15 protein-coding genes are annotated in these 16,005 nt (G+C 73.4%); 5 read left to right on the top strand and 10 right to left on the bottom strand.

The window, feature by feature from the left end; translation table 11 throughout:
* Nucleotides 1-246 precede the first annotated feature (246 nt).
* On the bottom strand, nucleotides 247-951 hold the full coding sequence (locus ACWDX6_RS05310; protein WP_451483596.1) for a DUF3000 domain-containing protein: 705 nt from the start codon (nucleotides 949-951) through the stop codon (nucleotides 247-249).
* A 91-nt stretch (nucleotides 952-1,042) separates the two neighbouring features.
* Between ACWDX6_RS05310 and hemE the strand changes: the two genes are divergently transcribed.
* Nucleotides 1,043-2,119: a uroporphyrinogen decarboxylase gene (gene hemE / locus ACWDX6_RS05305; protein WP_451483595.1), complete on the top strand. Its 1,077-nt coding sequence runs from the start codon at nucleotides 1,043-1,045 to the stop codon at nucleotides 2,117-2,119.
* A gap of 61 nt (nucleotides 2,120-2,180) precedes the next feature.
* Here hemE and ACWDX6_RS05300 read toward each other — a convergent pair whose 3' ends face one another.
* The 3 genes from ACWDX6_RS05300 to ACWDX6_RS05290 all read right to left on the bottom strand — a co-directional run bounded on the left by ACWDX6_RS05300 (nucleotide 2,181) and on the right by ACWDX6_RS05290 (nucleotide 5,273).
* Nucleotides 2,181-2,720 (bottom strand): hypothetical protein, encoded by a 540-nt coding sequence (locus ACWDX6_RS05300; RefSeq protein WP_451483594.1) that lies wholly within the window; start codon nucleotides 2,718-2,720, stop codon nucleotides 2,181-2,183.
* A gap of 153 nt (nucleotides 2,721-2,873) precedes the next feature.
* Nucleotides 2,874-4,256: an FAD-dependent oxidoreductase gene (locus ACWDX6_RS05295; protein WP_451483593.1), complete on the bottom strand. Its 1,383-nt coding sequence runs from the start codon at nucleotides 4,254-4,256 to the stop codon at nucleotides 2,874-2,876.
* A 27-nt stretch (nucleotides 4,257-4,283) separates the two neighbouring features.
* Nucleotides 4,284-5,273, bottom strand: a complete 990-nt coding sequence (locus ACWDX6_RS05290; RefSeq protein WP_451483592.1) for a DUF4349 domain-containing protein — start codon at nucleotides 5,271-5,273, stop codon at nucleotides 4,284-4,286.
* Nucleotides 5,274-5,411: 138 nt separating this feature from the next.
* Between ACWDX6_RS05290 and hemG the strand changes: the two genes are divergently transcribed.
* Both hemG and hemQ read left to right on the top strand, forming a co-directional pair.
* Nucleotides 5,412-7,019: a protoporphyrinogen oxidase gene (hemG, locus tag ACWDX6_RS05285; protein ID WP_451483591.1), complete on the top strand. Its 1,608-nt coding sequence runs from the start codon at nucleotides 5,412-5,414 to the stop codon at nucleotides 7,017-7,019.
* 17 nt (nucleotides 7,020-7,036) lie between these two features.
* On the top strand, nucleotides 7,037-7,750 hold the full coding sequence (hemQ, locus tag ACWDX6_RS05280; RefSeq protein WP_403294826.1) for a hydrogen peroxide-dependent heme synthase: 714 nt from the start codon (nucleotides 7,037-7,039) through the stop codon (nucleotides 7,748-7,750).
* Between the two features lie 35 nt (nucleotides 7,751-7,785).
* On the opposite strand, the gene ACWDX6_RS05275 is transcribed toward hemQ, so the two are convergent.
* From ACWDX6_RS05275 to ACWDX6_RS05255, 5 genes are all read right to left on the bottom strand, one after another.
* Nucleotides 7,786-9,468, bottom strand: a complete 1,683-nt coding sequence (locus ACWDX6_RS05275; RefSeq protein WP_451483590.1) for an alpha/beta hydrolase — start codon at nucleotides 9,466-9,468, stop codon at nucleotides 7,786-7,788.
* A 141-nt stretch (nucleotides 9,469-9,609) separates the two neighbouring features.
* Nucleotides 9,610-10,647 (bottom strand): TIGR04222 domain-containing membrane protein, encoded by a 1,038-nt coding sequence (locus ACWDX6_RS05270; RefSeq protein ID WP_451483589.1) that lies wholly within the window; start codon nucleotides 10,645-10,647, stop codon nucleotides 9,610-9,612.
* A gap of 7 nt (nucleotides 10,648-10,654) precedes the next feature.
* Nucleotides 10,655-12,157 carry a DUF692 domain-containing protein gene (locus ACWDX6_RS05265; RefSeq protein ID WP_451483588.1) on the bottom strand — a complete coding sequence of 501 codons (1,503 nt, stop codon included), beginning with the start codon at nucleotides 12,155-12,157 and terminating at the stop codon, nucleotides 10,655-10,657.
* Nucleotides 12,158-12,260: 103 nt separating this feature from the next.
* Nucleotides 12,261-13,010 carry a DUF4142 domain-containing protein gene (locus ACWDX6_RS05260; RefSeq protein WP_451483587.1) on the bottom strand — a complete coding sequence of 250 codons (750 nt, stop codon included), beginning with the start codon at nucleotides 13,008-13,010 and terminating at the stop codon, nucleotides 12,261-12,263.
* A gap of 159 nt (nucleotides 13,011-13,169) precedes the next feature.
* A complete protein-coding gene (locus tag ACWDX6_RS05255; protein WP_451483586.1) occupies nucleotides 13,170-13,541 on the bottom strand; it encodes a MerR family transcriptional regulator in 372 nt (123 codons plus the stop codon).
* Between the two features lie 160 nt (nucleotides 13,542-13,701).
* Between ACWDX6_RS05255 and ACWDX6_RS05250 the strand changes: the two genes are divergently transcribed.
* Nucleotides 13,702-14,502 (top strand): aminotransferase class IV family protein, encoded by an 801-nt coding sequence (locus ACWDX6_RS05250; RefSeq protein ID WP_451483585.1) that lies wholly within the window; start codon nucleotides 13,702-13,704, stop codon nucleotides 14,500-14,502.
* On the opposite strand, the gene ACWDX6_RS05245 is transcribed toward ACWDX6_RS05250, so the two are convergent.
* Nucleotides 14,472-15,266, bottom strand: a complete 795-nt coding sequence (locus ACWDX6_RS05245) for a peptidyl-tRNA hydrolase (RefSeq protein ID WP_451483686.1) — start codon at nucleotides 15,264-15,266, stop codon at nucleotides 14,472-14,474. The genes ACWDX6_RS05250 and ACWDX6_RS05245 overlap by 31 nt on opposite strands.
* A gap of 39 nt (nucleotides 15,267-15,305) precedes the next feature.
* Here ACWDX6_RS05245 and ACWDX6_RS05240 point away from each other — a divergent pair, with 39 nt between their 5' ends.
* Nucleotides 15,306-15,983, top strand: coding sequence for an AIM24 family protein (locus tag ACWDX6_RS05240; RefSeq protein ID WP_451483584.1), 678 nt, complete (start codon nucleotides 15,306-15,308; stop codon nucleotides 15,981-15,983).
* The last annotated feature ends 22 nt before the right edge of the window (nucleotides 15,984-16,005 follow it).

Genomic DNA, 16,005 nt, shown 5'->3' with positions numbered 1-16,005 from the left:
GGCCTCCTGGGGAGATGCGGGACGGAGCCGGCTCGGGGAAGAAGCCGGGGGCGACCCGGGCGGTGAAGGGGTCATTGACCTCTTCGGCAGCTGGGGCGCCCGCCTTTAGGGAAAGATCACGATTTGCTGAGTAACAATTCGGGCAATTCGGACGAGTGATCGATCATCTTACGAGTAAGCCTCCGTCCGGGGGACCTGCGGCAAACCCGTTCTAAGGGCCGGCTCGGCGCGCCGGGGCGCACGGACCTAGAGCTGCTGCGGCCCCCGGCGCTGGGGCAGTGAGACGACCCCCGCGCCCGACGTGGTGCCCGCCCCCGGATCGGGTGACGAGGGGGGCAGTCCCGCGATCTGGCAGAGCAGATCGCACCACGCCGCCAGATGCCCCCCGGTGTCCGGGACCCCGGCGAGACCCTCTCTCGGCGTCCACGACGCCCGGATCTCGATCTGGGTCGCCGGACGGCGGTCGGCGAGACCGCCGAAGTAGTGGGAGCCCGCCATGGTGACGGTGCCGCTCGCCTCCCCGTACGGCAGGCCGCGCGCCTCCAGCGCGCCGGTCAGCCAGGACCAGCAGACCTCCGGAAGAAGAGGGTCCGCGGCCATCTCCGGCTCCAGCTCCGCCCGTACCAGCGTCACCAGCCGGAACACGCCCTTCCAGGCGTCGTGCCCGGCCGGGTCGTGCAGCAGGACGAGCCGGCCGTCGGCCAGGTCCTCCTCGCCCTCGACGACGGCCGCCTCCAGCGCGTACGCGTACGGGGCGAGCCGCTGCGGCGGCCTGGTCGGATCGATTTCGATCTCCGGCCGCGGCCGGGCCGAGCGCAGTGCCTCGACCGCCCGCCGGAACGCGGGCGGCACCGGGTTCGCCTCCGTATCGTTCGAGGCGGTACCCGCCGTCTCGCCCGCCCCTTCGTCGCCGTCGGAATGATCGGAAAAATGTCCCTGAGCCGCAGCCATGCGGGGAAGAGTAGGCGGAACGGGGTCCTCGCGCAGGGAGGGACACCCGGCCCGGGCGGGCGGCTTCCGCGCACATGCGAAGATTCTGGGCGTGAGTGCCAACGACGCCCCCTCGGGCCACCAGACGAAGCAGCAGCCGCAGACGTACGACTCCCCGTTCCTGAGGGCGTGCCGGCGCGAGCCCGTGCCCCACACGCCCGTCTGGTTCATGCGGCAGGCCGGGCGCTCGCTGCCCGAGTACCTGAAGGTCCGCGAGGGCATCCCGATGCTCGAGTCCTGCATGCGGCCCGAGCTGGTCACCGAGATCACGCTGCAGCCCGTGCGCCGCCACAAGGTGGACGCGGCGATCTTCTTCAGCGACATCGTCGTCCCGCTCAAGGCCATCGGCGTCGACCTCGACATCAAGCCCGGCGTCGGCCCGGTCGTCGCCGAACCGATCCGTACCCGCGCCGACCTGGCCCGGCTGCGCGACCTGACGCCCGAGGACGTCTCGTACGTCACCGAGGCCATCGGCATGCTCACCGGCGAGCTGGGCTCCACCCCGCTCATCGGCTTCGCGGGCGCGCCTTTCACCCTCGCGAGCTACCTCGTGGAGGGCGGTCCGTCCCGCAACCACGAGCACACCAAGGCGCTGATGTACGGCGACCCCGAGCTCTGGGCCGAGCTGCTCGACCGTCTCGCCGACATCACCTCGGCCTTCCTCAAGGTCCAGATCGAGGCGGGCGCGTCCGCGGTCCAGCTCTTCGACTCCTGGGTGGGCGCGCTCGCCCCGGCCGACTACCGCCGCTCGGTGATGCCGGCCTCCACCAAGGTCTTCGACTCCGTCGCGTCCTACGGCGTGCCGCGCATCCACTTCGGGGTGGGTACGGGCGAGCTCCTCGGCCTCATGGGCGAGGCGGGCGCGGACGTCGTCGGCGCCGACTGGCGGGTCCCGCTGGACGAGGCCGCCCGCCGGGTCGGCCCGGGCAAGGCCCTCCAGGGCAACCTCGACCCCGCCGTGCTGTTCTCCTCGCGGGAGGCCGTGGAGGCCAAGACCGACGAGGTCCTGGCCGCCGCGAAGGGCCTGGAGGGGCATGTCTTCAACCTGGGCCACGGCGTGCTGCCGACGACCGACCCGGACGCGCTGACGCGTCTCGTGGAGTACGTCCACACCCGCACCGCCCGCTGATCCGGGAACCGGCGCGCCGTCGCCCCCGCCCGGTCACCGGGCGGGGGCGACGGCGCGGTGGCTAGAGCTCGCAGTTGGACGGCGTGTCGCCGACGACCCGGCAGAGGTCGAAACCGGTGCCCGCGTCGACGACGCCTCCCTTCGCGAGGACGCGCGAACTGTCGGTGCCGGCCTGAACGACGCCGAAGTTCGTGAGGATGCGCAGATAGTCGTTGCCCGCGTCGCCGTGGACCTTCGCGCCGGACGCGACGCCGCCCTCCACCTCGACGTAGTCGCCGCCGGGACCGGCGCCGACGGTGCCGCTGACCGTGCCGTCCTCCGTGACGTGGACATAGTCCGCGCCGTCGCCGGCGGAGACCGTGCCGCCGACGGGGCCGGTCAGGACGATCATGTCGGCGCCGCCGAGGCCGTTGACCGTGTCACCGGAGTCCACCGAGGCGCACTCGATGTAGTCGTTGCCGGCCGTCCCGGTCACGTTTCCGTCAGGGCTCGAAAGACCGTTGACCGTGCACACGGTCGCGGCGTGGGCGGGCGTGCTCAGGGCGAGCGGGGCGAGGACGAGGGAGGCGGCGCACAGTGCGCGCACGGTGTGTCTGATCATGTGATCGAGTTACCCATGGTGATCGAAGTGCCGCAACCCGTCACCATGGGTCACTACGCCGCTCGGGCCACCGCCGCTCGTACCCCTCCGCCACGCGGGTGAGCGCCAGTCGAGCGGCTTTCAGTGGCCGACAAGGCCGTACAACGCTCGTGATCAACCCACCTGACCCGCCGCGCGAACGGCGGCCAGCGCCTTCCGCGCCGCGACCAGGACCGGGTCCCACACCGGTGAGAAGGGCGGGGCGTAGCCGAGGTCCAGAGCCGTCATCCGCTCCACCGTCATCCCGGCCGTCAGCGCCACGGCCGCGATGTCCACCCGCTTCCCGGCGCCCTCCCGGCCCACGATCTGCACCCCGAGCAACCGGCCCGTACGGCGCTCGGCGAGCATCTTCACCGTCATCGGGGCCGCGCCCGGGTAGTAGCCCGCCCGGCTGGTCGACTCGACCGTCACCGTGACGTACGCCAGCCCGACCTCGCGGGCGTCCTTCTCCCGCAGGCCCGTCCGGGCGATCTCCAGCTCGCACACCTTCGACACGGCCGTGCCGACCACGCCCGGGAAGGTGGCGTAGTCGCCGCCCACGTTCGAGCCGATGACCTGACCGTGCTTGTTGGCGTGCGTCCCCAGGGCGATGTGGCGCTCGCGGCCCGACACCAGGTCGAAGACCTCGACGCAGTCGCCGCCCGCCCAGATGTTCTCGTGGCCCCGCACCCGCATCGCGAGATCGGTGCGCAGCCCGCCGTACGACCCCAGCGGCAGCCCGGCCGCCCGGGCGAGATCCGTCTCCGGCTCCACGCCCATGCCGAGGACCACCACGTCCGCCGGATACTCGGCGTCCTCCGTCGCCACCGCGCGGACCCGGCCGTCCCCACCCGTGAGGATCCCGGTGACGGCCGACGAGCCGACCGTCGTGATGCCCAGGCCGTCCAGCGCCTTGTGCACCAGCCGGCCCATGTCCGGATCCAGGGTCGACATCGGCTGCTCGCCCCGGTTCAGGACGGTCACCTCGTAACCCCTCTTCAGCAGCGCCTCGGCCATCTCCACGCCGATGTAGCCCGCCCCCACGACCACCGCCCGCCGGCCCTTCGCGAGCTCCAGCGAGTCGAGCAGCGCCTGCCCGTCGTCCAGGGTCTGCACCCCGTGCACGCCCGGAGCGTCGATACCCGGCAGAGGCGGCCGCACGGGACGGGCCCCGGTCGCGATCACCAGCTTGTCGAAGCCCGTCCACGCCTGGGCGCCCGACTCCAGGTCCCGGGTCCGCACGCGCTGCCCGGGCACGTCCACTTCCGTCACCTCGGTCCGCATCCGCAGATCGATGTCCCGTGCCCGGTGCTCCTCGGGGGTGCGCGCGATCAGCTCGTCGCGCTCGTCGACGTCACCGCCGACCCAGTACGGGATGCCGCAGGCCGAGAAGGAGGCGAAACGGCCGCGCTCGAAAGCGACGATCTCCAGCTCCCCGGGACCCCGCAGCCTGCGTGCCTGCGACGCGGCGGACATGCCCGCCGCGTCTCCACCGATGACCACCAGTCGTTCGCTCATACGAACACGCTACGTCGGGGCGGTCGTTCAGTCCTCCCGCTGCGCCGAGGGAGCGTCAGATCCCGGCGCCTGGGCCGCCGGCGCCCCGGCCTGCGGGTCCTGCCGGTACGCCCGCGGCCGCCAGGGCTCCCGGCGGCCACGGCGGGGCAGCCGCGGCCTGACCAGCCACCGCCACACCGCGTACAGGGCCGCCCCCAACGCCAGCCACGGCGCCAGCGCCGCCAGCACCACGCCGACCCAGGCCAGCGCCGTCACCAACGCGCTCCAGCCACCGGCGAGCGCGTCGAGGAAGCCCGGACGGTCGTCGTCCCGCTCCGCTCGTTCCGTCTCCTTCTCGGTGAGTTCGAGGGTGATCGTCGCCAGTGTCGTACGGTCCTTCAGCGAGGCCTGCTGGGCAAGCAGCGACTCCAGATCGGCCTGACGGCGGCTCAGCTCCCCTTCCAGGGTGACCACATCGCTCAGTCCGGTCGCCCGGTCCATCAGCTTGCGCACCCGCTCCACGCTGGCCCGCTGGGTGGCGATCCGGCTCTCGACGTCGACCACCTGCTCGGTGACGTCCTTCGCGTCCGCCGTGCGGGAGAGCAGCCTTCCGGTGCCCGCCAGCTCGCGCAGGACCGACTCGTACCGCTCCTGCGGCACCCGCAGGACCACCCGTGAGGCCACGTGCGTGCCGTCGACCCGCTCGGTCGACTCGTTGGAGACATGGCCACCCGCGGCCTCGGTGACCCGCCGGGCCGTCGCCAGCGCCTCTTCCGCGTCCCCGACCTCCACGGACAGCTCGGCGGTGCGGACGATGTGCTGCCGGGGCACGGCGGCGGGCTTCTCGGCCGCCGGCCCCTGGCCCTGGTCCCGCTCCTCGCCCGACGCGGGGGCCCGGTCGGCGGCGCCCTCGGGCCCCGGCGCCGCCTTGGCGTCGCTCAGGCTCCTCTTCGAGCCGGCGTCGTCCGACGCTCCGCAGCCGGCCAGTGCCAGAGAAGCCGTCAGCAGCGCCACGGCCGCTCTTCGCGCTCCACGCATGTGGGTCCCCCCGGAGGTGGTGACGAATGTTGCCCGTTTGACGTACCGGACGGGGCGCGGGTTGCCCCCGTGCGATAGCGAAGCGGTCACGTTCCGGCCTCGGAACGGGGCACGCGGCCGGTTTGAGAGAGTGGACCCATGAACGCGGACACCACGGGCAGGTCGCTGGGGCACGTCGTCGTCGTGGGGGGCGGTATCGCCGGACTCGCCGCCGCCCACCGCCTGGTCACGGCCGGCCTGCGGGTCACCCTCCTCGAAGGCGGCGACCGGCTCGGCGGCAAGCTGCTCGCCGGGGAGATCGCCGGCGCCCCCGTCGACCTCGGCGCCGAGTCGCTGCTCGCGCGCCGCCCCGAGGCGGTCGCCCTCGCGCGGGCCGTCGGTCTCGGCGACCGGCTCCAGGCGCCGGCCACCACCACCGCGTCCGTCTGGTCCCGCGGCCGGCTGGTCCCCATGCCCAAGGGCCATGTGATGGGCGTTCCGGCGGACGGCGCGTCGGTCCGCGGACTGCTGTCCGAGGAGGGCGTGCGGCGGGTCGGACAGGACCGCGACCTGCCCGCCACCGAGATCGGCGACGACATCGCCATCGGCGCGTACGTCGCCGAACGGATGGGCCACGAGGTCGTCGACCGGCTGGTCGAGCCGCTCCTCGGCGGCGTCTACGCCGGTGACGCCTACCGCATCTCGATGCGGGCCGCCGTCCCCAAGCTCTTCGACGCCGCCCGCGCCCACCCCACGCTCACCGCCGCCGTCCGGGCCGTGCAGCGGGCGGGCGCCGCCACCCCCTCCGACGCGGCCGGCGCCGGGACGGGCCTCGGCGGCTCCGCCTTCATGGGCATCCGGGGCGGCATCGGCAGTCTGCCCGGCGCGGTGGCCGACGCGATCCGCGCCGCGGGCGGCGAGATCCTGACCCACGCCCCGGTGACGGAGCTGCGCCGCGTCCCGGCGGGGGAGGGCGGAGCGTACGACGCCTCCACCGCCGCGGGCCTGGCCGCCGCCACCGTGGCCGGCGCCGCCGTGGCCTCCGCCTCCGCCACCGCGCGGCTCGCCGCCGCCACCGACGCCCGGGGCACCCGGTGGCGGATCGTCGCGGGCGGCCGCGTCCTCCACGCCGACGGCGTCGTCCTCGCCACCCCCGCCCGGCCCACCGCCGCACTGCTCGCCGAGGAGGCGCCGGCCGCCGCCGCGGAGCTCGACACCGTCGAGTACGCCTCGATGGCCCTGGTCACCCTCGCCTTCCGGCGTTCCGACGTCCAGGGCCTGCCCGGCTCCGGATTCCTCGTGCCGCCCGTCGACGGCCACACCATCAAGGCGTCCACCTTCTCCAGCCAGAAGTGGCAGTGGGTCGCCGACGCCGCGCCCGACCTCTTCGTGCTGCGCACCTCCGTCGGCCGCTACGGCGAGGAGGAGCAGGTCCACCGAGACGACACCGACCTCGTCGCGGCGTCGGCGAAGGACCTGGCCGCCGCCACCGGTCTCGCCGCCCGGCCCGTCGCCACCACCGTCACCCGCTGGATCGGCGGCCTGCCCCAGTACCCCGTCGGTCATCTCGCCCGCGTCGCCCGCGTCCGCGAGGCCGTCACCGGCCTTCCCGGACTGCGCCTCGCCGGAGCCGCCTACGACGGCGTCGGCGTCCCCGCCTGCATCGCCTCCGCCCACCGCGCCGCCGACGAGATCGCCGCGGAGATCACCGACGAGATCATCGCCACGTCGGAAACGGCGGACCCTGGTGCGGGGCACTGCCCGTGACGGGCGAGAATAGGCGTATGAGTGCGCCCGAAAAGATCCCGAACGCCGGTAAGAAGGCGAAGGACCTCAACGAGGTCATCCGCTACACCCTGTGGTCCGTGTTCAAGCTGCGCGACGTCCTGCCCGAGAACCGCGCCGGTTACGCGGACGAGGTCCAGGAGCTCTTCGACCAGCTCGCCGCCAAGGACATCACCGTCCGCGGCACGTACGACCTCTCCGGTCTGCGCGCCGACGCCGACGTGATGATCTGGTGGCACGCCGAGACGAGCGACGAGCTCCAGGAGGCGTACAACCTCTTCCGCCGCACCAAGCTGGGCCGCGCCCTGGAGCCGGTCTGGTCGAACATGGCGCTGCACCGCCCCGCCGAGTTCAACAAGTCGCACATCCCGGCCTTCCTGGCCGACGAGACGCCCCGCGACTACGTGAGCGTCTACCCCTTCGTCCGCTCCTACGACTGGTACCTGCTGCCGGACGAGGACCGCCGCCGGATGCTCGCGGACCACGGCAAGATGGCCCGCGGCTTCCCCGACGTCCGCGCCAACACGGTCGCCTCGTTCTCGCTCGGCGACTACGAGTGGCTGCTGGCGTTCGAGGCCGACGAGCTGTACCGGATCGTCGACCTCATGCGTCACCTGCGCGGCTCCGAGGCGCGGATGCACGTCCGCGAGGAGGTCCCGTTCTACACCGGCCGGCGCAAGAGCGTCGCCGAGCTGGTGGCGGGCCTGGCCTGACGGCCCGGCCCGCCGCGGGGAGCGTCCGGCTCCGATCAGCCGGACAGCCCCTGACGACCTGGTGACATCCCGGCGCCCAGCCGGGCCGTCACCCCCCGATCCGGAAGATCAGACGGTGCGCGGAACTCCGCCCGCCGCTCCAGCGACACCGGGTCCGGCTCCGGGTGCGGCGCGCACGACGCGCGCCGCACCGGCGTCTTCCCCGGCACCGCCCCGGTGAGCAGATACCTCTCCAGATGGCCGTTCACGCAGGCGTTCGGCCCGCCGCCGATGCCGTGCGTACCGGCGTCCCGCTCGGTCACCAGCGCCGACCCCCACAGCCTGCGCTGGAGCTCCAGCGCCCCCTCGTACGGCGTGGCCGCGTCCCGCTCGGCGGCCAGGATGAGCACCGGCGGCAGCACCCCCGCCCCCGTCCGCACGTCCAGCGGCTTCTGCCGCGGCGTCTTCCAGTACGCGCAGGGCAGGTTCGTCCAGACGTTGTCCCAGGTCTCGAACGGGGCCAGCTTCGCCAGCCGGGTGTTGTCCCGGTCCCAGACGGCGAAGTCCTCCGGCCAGGGCGCGTCGTTGCACTCCACCGCCGTGTACACGGCGCTTCCGTTGCCCGGGTCCCCGCCGCCCTGCCCCGACGGCTCCTGTGCCGGGGCGGCCTGTTCGATCAGCGGCTTCGGATCGCCCTTCAGATAGCGCGAGAGCGCGGCGGCCCGCGGCGCCCAGAAGCCGTCGTCGTACCCCGTCCCGAGCATCGCCGCGTGCAGCTGTCCCGGCCCCACCTTCCCGCCCGCCGGCCGCGCCGCGAGTTCGGCGCGCGCCTTCTCGTAGTTCCGGTTCACCTCGTCCGCCGTCGTGCCCAGGCCGTACACCTTGTCGTGCTTGGCGACCCAGGTGCGGAAGTCGGCCCAGCGGCGCTCGAAGGCGAGCGACTGGTCGAGGTTGTTGACGTACCAGATCTGCCGCGGATCGGGATGGACCGGCGCGTCGAACACCATCCGCCGCACCCGCTGCGGGAAGAGCGTCGCGTACAGGGCGCCGAAGTACGTGCCGTAGGAAGCGCCCATGTACGTCAGTTTCGGCTGGCCGAGCGCCGCGCGCAGCACCTCCAGGTCGCGGGCGTTGTTGAGCGAGTGGTAGTGCCGCAGCCCCGCGCCGGTGCGGGTCGCACAGCCCAGGGCGTAGGTCTTCGCACGGGCGATCCGCTCCTGCTTGAAGACCTCGGACGGCTCGGTGGGCGCGGGGGAGGGGCCCTTGGCGCGGTCGGCCGGATCCTGGCAGGACACCGGGGCGGAGCTGCCCGTCACACCGCGCGGGGCGTAGCCGACCAGGTCGTACGCGGCGGAGATCCGTTTCCACGCGGGCAGCTTCGCGACCAGCGGGAAGAACGTCGAGGACGCCCCGGGGCCGCCGGGATTGAAGACGAGCGCGCCCTGGCGGTCGGTGGCCGGGCCCGTGGCCTCGGTCCGGCTGACCGTGAGCCCGATCCGGGTGCCGTCCGGGTCGGCGTAGTCGAGCGGGACCCGGACGGTCCCGCACCGGACCGACGGGGGCAGCTTCTCGGCCGCCGGGCACGCGCCGAAGCGGATGCCCTCGGCGGCGGCTCTGCGGGCCGCCGCCAGGGTGCCCAGGGTCTCGGCGGGCGGAGTGTCCAGGGCCCCGGCCGGCGCGACGGCCAGGGACGTGAGGACCAGCGAACCGAGGGCTCCGTACAGCGCGAGCGATCTCATCGGCCCTACCCTTCGTACGCGCGGACAAGCGGGGACGAAGGGATCGTTGGCGGGCGGGGACGGGAAGTAAAGGACCGTCGGCCGGTGTCGGGGGCACATGCCCCCGACGCGCCCCCCGCGCGGTCCGGGCGCGGGTGCCGTTCAGCCGCTGGAACTCGATCCGCCGCAGCTCGAACCACTGCTGCTCGAACAGGAGCTCCCGCCGGAGCTGGAGCCGGAGCCGCCACCACTGGAACCGCCGCAGCTGGAACCTCCCCCTTCGCCGGAGCAGGACCCACCGGAGCAGCCGCCCCCGCCTCCCCCGCCCCCGCCCGCACCGCAGCCTCCGCCGCCGCTCTCGCCGCCGGCAGCGGCCGCGCACCACACCGTGACCAGCGCCGCCGAGTCGGAGCCGTGCGCGGGGATCCCACTGCCGCTCCGCGCCCGGGGGCCGTGGATGCGTGCCGCCGTCAGCAGCTGCTCCCGCAGCATCGGGTCCGGCACGGCGCGCAGCCCGTGCAGGGCCACCAGATGACCGGCGTCGGCGAGATGACCGTACGACCGACCGTACGAGGCGACGGCGCGGCGGCCGGCCGGGGTGACCCGGGCGGAGGCGATCGAACCGCACACCACGGCCGTGATCCCCGCCGCGAGCAGAGCGGGCAGCACCATGAGGATGAACGGGACCGGGAAGTCGTGGCCCTCCACGTTCGTGAGCTGGACGAACGTCAGGATGAACGAGACGGGCAGCAGCGCGAAGCAGGTGATGCCCACGGCGGCGCTCCAGCGGACGGCGGAACGGCGCACGGCGGGCGGCACGAGCAGCCCGCGCGCCGCCAGGCCGTCGCCGATCTCCTGGACGGCGGGGTGCCGCATCGCGACCAGGCGCAGGTGGTGCAGGGCGCCGTGCGGAGCGGCCGCGTGCTCCTGGAGGACGGCGCGCTCGACGTGGTCGTGGACGGTGGGACGCAGAACGGAGACGATGCCCGGTCCGCCGATGACGATCCGGCCGTCCGTCCGGAGCGCGGTGAGGGCGGCGTCGACGACCCTGGCCGGACCTCCGTTGAGGAAGGCCGCCTCATGGCGGTCGACGACCGGGATGCCGGGGCCGGTGCGGGTGCGGGTGCGGGACGCCTTGACGATCAGGAGGACCACGGCGGCGGCAGCGGCCACGTAGAACAGTACGGCGAGTGCGTTCATGTCCCGCTCACCTCCTGACGAGCACGGCGCGGGCGGCCCTGGCCAGGCGGGTCGCCCGGCCCGGCGGGCGGGAACCGGAGCGGTCCTGCCACCAGCGGGTGAGGCGACGGCGCGCCTCCGGGTCCTCGGGGCGGCCGGCGACGAGCAGGTGCTCGACGAAGTCGAGCGCGTCGCGGCGGTAACCGCCGGTCATGGGCCGGGATCTGGCGTACGCCAGGAACACCGGGCGGTAGCCGTCACCGAGGATCTCGGGGAGCTCGGGGGCCACCTTGGCGACCACCTCGGCGCGCTTGGCCGCGAGCGCCCGGCCCTGCACGCCGAGCCGCCGGATGTCGAACCCTTCGGGCGCGGGTGTCCCGGCGACCAGTGCCGACAACAGCGCGGCCTCCGCGACCGCCACCCGCCCCCGGGCACCGTCACGCGCCGCGTGGGGGTTCTGCTCCGGTGCGGGCGGTGCGACCGTCACCGGGGCGGCCGGCGGCTTCGGCATCGGGCCGCCGGAGGCCCGCGCGCCCGCGCCGATGAGCAGCGGGCGCTCATCGCGGGGCGCCGGGTCCACGGCGGCTCCTCGGCCGGACGCCGCCGCCTCCGCAGCGGCGTCGCGACCGGGCGTTCCCGGCTCCGGCGCGGCGGCTCCGCCACCGGGCGCCGTCTCCGCGGCGGCTCCGCGACGGGCCGCTCCCCTCTCCGCCGCGGCCAGCGTCGTGCGGATCGCCGTGAGTTCCGCCGCCAGTTCCTCCTCGGGCGGGAAGTGGTCGTCGCGCTCCAGCAGGACCCCCGGCGGGGAGATCCGGGAGGCCAGGTCGGCCAGGACGGCGAGGACCGCGGGCGGGACCGGGTGGGCGTGGGTGTCGTGCCAGACGCCGTCGCGCTCCACACCGCCCGCGACATGGACGTACGCGATCGCCTCGACCGGGAGTTCGGAGAGGGCCTTCGACGGGTCCTCGCCACGGTTGACGTGGTTGGTGTGGAGGTTGGCGACGTCGATCAGGAGCCGTACCCCCGTACGCTCCACCAGCTCCGTGAGGAACTGCCCCTCCGTCAGCTCCTCGCCCGGCCAGGAGATCAGCGCCGCGATGTTCTCCAGCGCGAGCGGCACCGGCAGCGCGTCCTGGGCGATCCGGACGTTCTCGCAGAGCACGTCGAGCGCGTCCCAGGTGCGGGGCACCGGCAGCAGGTGCCCGGCCTCCAGCAGCGGGGTCGCCGTGAGCGGGCCCCCGGCCCGTACGAACGCGATGTGCTCCGTCACCAGCGGCGCCCCCAGCGCCGTCGCCTTCGCCGCCAGCTCCGCGAGCCGCCCCGCGTCCGGCCGGTCCGCGCCGCCGAGCCCCAGCGAGACCCCGTGCGGGACGACCGTGACCCCGCGCGAGCGCAGCCGCGCCAGCGAGTCCGGGAGGTGTCCGGCGCAGAGGTTCTCCGCGACGACCTCCACCCAGTCGAGGCCGGGCAGTGCCTCCACCGCCCCCGCGATCTCCGGCCGCCAGCCGATGCCGATGCCGAGTTCCGTCATGTCCCCCTCCTTCAGTCCCTCACGTGATGGCCCCGCCGGATCCGTTCGAATCCGGCCGGGGGGACGTTCAGAGGTTGATTTGAGCTTCCCGACGGACCGCCCCCTAGGAGTGCGGGGTGACGATCCCCGCCTCCGGCACCGGGCGAGAGGTGAACGACTGGTCCGTCCCCGACGGGCGGGCCGGCGAGGGGACCGCCGGGGCCGGCACGACTCCCGGGCCGGTCGGGCTCGCCGTCTTCCGGCCCGCCGCCTCGTTCGCCAGCGCGTCGAAGTCGACCATCCCGGTGGCCTCCAGCATGGTGATGTGGTCGAGCACCGTCTGGTTCGCGTCGCTCGCCAACTGCCGTATCAGGGCGTTGCGCGTGGTGTGCCGGACCTCCGCGATCAGCGCGAACACCTTGCCGTGCGCGTTGCGCAGCAGGTTCGCGAACTTCCGCTCGTACTCCTCGCCGCGCGCGGCGGTCAGCTCCCGCAGCCAGGCCTGCTGCTGCTCGGTGGGCTGGTTGGGCAGCTCCACGCCCAGCTTCGCCGCCACGTCCCGGGCCCGCCGGTCCAGATCCGTGTGACCGACGACCAGATGGTCGCCGCAGTCCACGATGGCCTGGCTGGGGGCGCGTTCGATGGCCTGCTGGCCGGCCGGGAGCTCCCACAGGCCGGCGAGCCGCACCTTGACCAGCAGGTCCCGGTCCGTGGCGGAGAGCGGCCCCCACTGGGTGGCCACGGTGGAGGCGTTGAGATTGGCCTGGCCGGTGCCGGAGCGATCGGCGTAGGACCAGACAGGGAAGGCGAGGGCGCCGACCGTCGCGACCAGCGCCGCGATGATGAGTACCGTTCCGTTGACGCGTAGCGGCAAGGTGTCTCCCGAGCGTGCGTGCGGTGTCACCGCAGACTGAACCGTCAACCAGGCGGCTCTTCAACCCGCTTGGCGATATCGGGAGATACGCGGGGCGGGACGGGCGTGTTCAGTCCGGGACGGAACCGGGCATCTGCCCGACGCCTGGCGGAGCGCTCTTCAGCGGGTGGGGGCGACGGGTGACCGCTCCACGTAGCGGGCGAGCGTGTCGCGGGTGCGTCGGAGGTCGTCGATGTGCTCGTCCATGGCCGTCATCTGCCTCTGGAGGATGGCCCGCAGGTCGGCGCACCAGTCGAACTCGGGTGCGTCCTGCGCCTCACCCCGGACGCATGGCAGCACGGAACGGATCACCTCGGTGGACAGGCCCGCGTCCAGCAAGGCGCGCACGTGCCGCACGGTGACGACCGCGTCCTCGTCGTAGTCCCGGTAGCCGTTCGACTCGCGCCCGGCTTCCAGGAGGCCCTGCGCCTCGTAGTACCGCAACAACCGCGCCTTGACCCCGGTGCGCCGGGACAACTCGCCGATCAGCATCGTGTCCCGCCGTTCGTGCCCGAGCTTCGCATCGTGACCTTCACCTCTTGACCTTCGCCTCTTGACCTTCACATCGGTGTCAAGCCCTAACGTCGTCCCACCGAACGGGCATTCCTCACGGGTGTCCGACTCATGACCGACCGATGCTGAGGTGACGCAGGTGTCCTTCGTGGTGCAACGTAACGGCCTGACGGCGACCGCCGAGGAGCTGACGCCCCTCGCCTTCGCGGGCTATGCCCACTTCACCGCCCTGCAGGTCCGGGACGGCCGGGTCCGGGGGCTCGACCTCCACCTGGAACGGCTGCGATCCGCCTCCCTGGAGATGTTCGGGCGGGCACTGCCCGACGACCGGGTCCGTTCCCACCTGCGGGCGGCGTTGCGGGCCGGTCCGCCCGACCTCTCGCTGATCGCCACGGTGTACTCCCCGGCCGGCGAGTTCACCGTGGCCGGACCCGAGGTGGAGCCCGAGCTGCTGGTCCGTACGGGGCCCGCGGCGACCGGCCCCGAGGGCCCGCTCTCCCTGGCGGCGGTCGCGTACGAACGGGAACTGCCCGCCGTGAAGCATGTCGGCGAGGTGGCCAAGACGTACCGCCTCCGCCAGGCTGTCGAACAGGGCTGGGACGACGCGGCCTTCATCGACCGGCAGGGGCGGCTGAGCGAGGCCACGATCTGGAACCTGGCCTTCTGGGACGGCGACAGCGTGGTGTGGCCCGCCGCCGAGATGCTGACGGGTACCACGATGGGGATCGTCCGTCGCCAACTGGAACGCCTCGGTGTCCCCCAGCGCACCCGGGAGATCTCCCTCGACGACCTGCCCGCGCTGGCCGGAGCGGTCGTGATGAACTCCTGGACCCCCGGTGTCCCGGTCCACCGCATCGGCTCGGTCCCCCTGCCGGACGCCCCCCTCTTCCTGGAGCAGCTGCACCGGGCCTATGCGGCGGAACCCTCCGTGCCGCTGTGACGGTCCGGGCGGGCGCGCGGCGGGCGGGGGCCCGCCCCCTCGTCAAGAGGGCGGTAGCGATCGCTGCCCTCGGCCACGACCGTTTCCCCGGGGGCGATCTCCGTGAACCCGGCGTCCCGCACCACCGGCAGTCCGCTCGTGACCAGCTCGCCCCAGCGCGCCGGGTCCGCCGTCCGGACGGCCAGCGGGAAGCCCGCCTCCCGCCACGCCTTGCGGTCGGGTTCCGTCATCGCCCACCAGAGCAGCTGCGCGCCGTGCCCGGCCTGCGCCATCGTCTTGCCCGCCGACATCTCGACCCCGGGATTGAGCCACAGCCGCGCCGCCCCCGGCGGTGCCGCGCCGGGTTCGGCGGGGTCCTCCAGGTGGGTGCCCGAGACCTGGAGCCTGGCCAGCTCCTTGGGCCAGCCGTCCAGCGGGACCGGCGGGAACACCCGTACCTCTGCGGTGTCACCGCGCACGGTGATGCCCGGCAGCGCACCCGCGCGCCGCCACTCCGCGCCGCGCGCCCGGCGCACGACCTTGCGGATCCGGGCGTCCTGCCAGTCGTTCATGGCCCGCGCCCACTCCCCGTCGCCGTTCGCGCGTTCGTCGGCGAGGATCGCGAGGACCGCGCGGGCGGCCGTCTCCAGCGCGTCGGTACGGGCGGGGGGCTCGTCCCGCTCGATCCGGACGACGAGGGGGAGGACGAACTGGGGCTTGTCGTCCCGGGGATCGGTCTCTTTGCTGCTCACCCGGCAAGTCTGCCACTGCCGACGGAAAGCGATTCTTGTAGGAATGGGAGGTTCCGGGTCAGGATGCACCCCATGAAGAGCGATCTTTTCTCCGCCGAACACCTCGCCGAGGCCGCGACGTCGCCGGGGATGACCCTGCAGAACGCCAAGTCCGTCAAGTACGCGGTCGACGGGGAGATGCACGCACGGCAGGGGGCGATGATCGCCTTCCGCGGCGACCTGCAGTTCGAGCGCAAGGGCCAGGGCATCGGCGGCATGCTGAAGCGCGCCGTCACGGGCGAGGGCCTGGCGCTGATGGCCGTCCGCGGCCAGGGCGAGGCGTGGTTCGCGCACGAGGCGCAGAACTGCTTCATCGTCGAGATCGAGCAGAACGACGCGCTCACCGTGAACGGCCGCAACGTACTCTGCTTCGACTCGACCCTCTCGTACGAGATCAAGACCGTGAAGGGCGCCGGCATGACCGGAGGCGGCCTCTTCAACAGCGTCTTCTCCGGGTACGGCAAGATCGCCCTGGTCTGCGACGGCACCCCGATCGTCATCCCGGTCAGCGCGCGGACACCGGTCTTCGTCGACACCGACGCCGTCGTCGGCTGGAGCGAACAGCTGCACACCTCACTGCACCGCTCGCAGTCCTTCGGCTCGATGATGCGCGGCGGCTCGGGCGAGGCGGTCCAGCTCAAACTGGAGGGCGAGGGCTTCGTCATCGTCCGGCCGAGCGAGCTGACCCCGCAGAAGGCGTCGGCGAGCTGAAGCCGCCGGAACCCCTGACGCT

It is taken from the genome of Streptomyces sp. NPDC003027 (assembly GCF_053591435.1).
Note: the sequence above shows the minus strand (reverse complement) of the source record. Positions and strands in the feature narration are given on the sequence as shown.

What these genes read in the sequence shown, in the direction of transcription:
- ACWDX6_RS05310 (WP_451483596.1), bottom strand. Translation starts at nt 951, where the DNA reads ATGGCTGCGGCTCAGGGACATTTTTCCGATCATTCCGACGGCGACGAA.
- ACWDX6_RS05300 (WP_451483594.1), bottom strand. Translation starts at nt 2,720, where the DNA reads ATGATCAGACACACCGTGCGCGCACTGTGCGCCGCCTCCCTCGTCCTC.
- ACWDX6_RS05295 (WP_451483593.1), bottom strand. Translation starts at nt 4,256, where the DNA reads ATGAGCGAACGACTGGTGGTCATCGGTGGAGACGCGGCGGGCATGTCC.
- ACWDX6_RS05290 (WP_451483592.1), bottom strand. Translation starts at nt 5,273, where the DNA reads ATGCGTGGAGCGCGAAGAGCGGCCGTGGCGCTGCTGACGGCTTCTCTG.
- hemG (WP_451483591.1), top strand. Translation starts at nt 5,412, where the DNA reads ATGAACGCGGACACCACGGGCAGGTCGCTGGGGCACGTCGTCGTCGTG.
- hemQ (WP_403294826.1), top strand. Translation starts at nt 7,037, where the DNA reads ATGAGTGCGCCCGAAAAGATCCCGAACGCCGGTAAGAAGGCGAAGGAC.
- ACWDX6_RS05275 (WP_451483590.1), bottom strand. Translation starts at nt 9,468, where the DNA reads ATGAGATCGCTCGCGCTGTACGGAGCCCTCGGTTCGCTGGTCCTCACG.
- ACWDX6_RS05270 (WP_451483589.1), bottom strand. Translation starts at nt 10,647, where the DNA reads ATGAACGCACTCGCCGTACTGTTCTACGTGGCCGCTGCCGCCGCCGTG.
- ACWDX6_RS05265 (WP_451483588.1), bottom strand. Translation starts at nt 12,157, where the DNA reads ATGACGGAACTCGGCATCGGCATCGGCTGGCGGCCGGAGATCGCGGGG.
- ACWDX6_RS05255 (WP_451483586.1), bottom strand. Translation starts at nt 13,541, where the DNA reads ATGCTGATCGGCGAGTTGTCCCGGCGCACCGGGGTCAAGGCGCGGTTG.
- ACWDX6_RS05240 (WP_451483584.1), top strand. Translation starts at nt 15,306, where the DNA reads ATGAAGAGCGATCTTTTCTCCGCCGAACACCTCGCCGAGGCCGCGACG.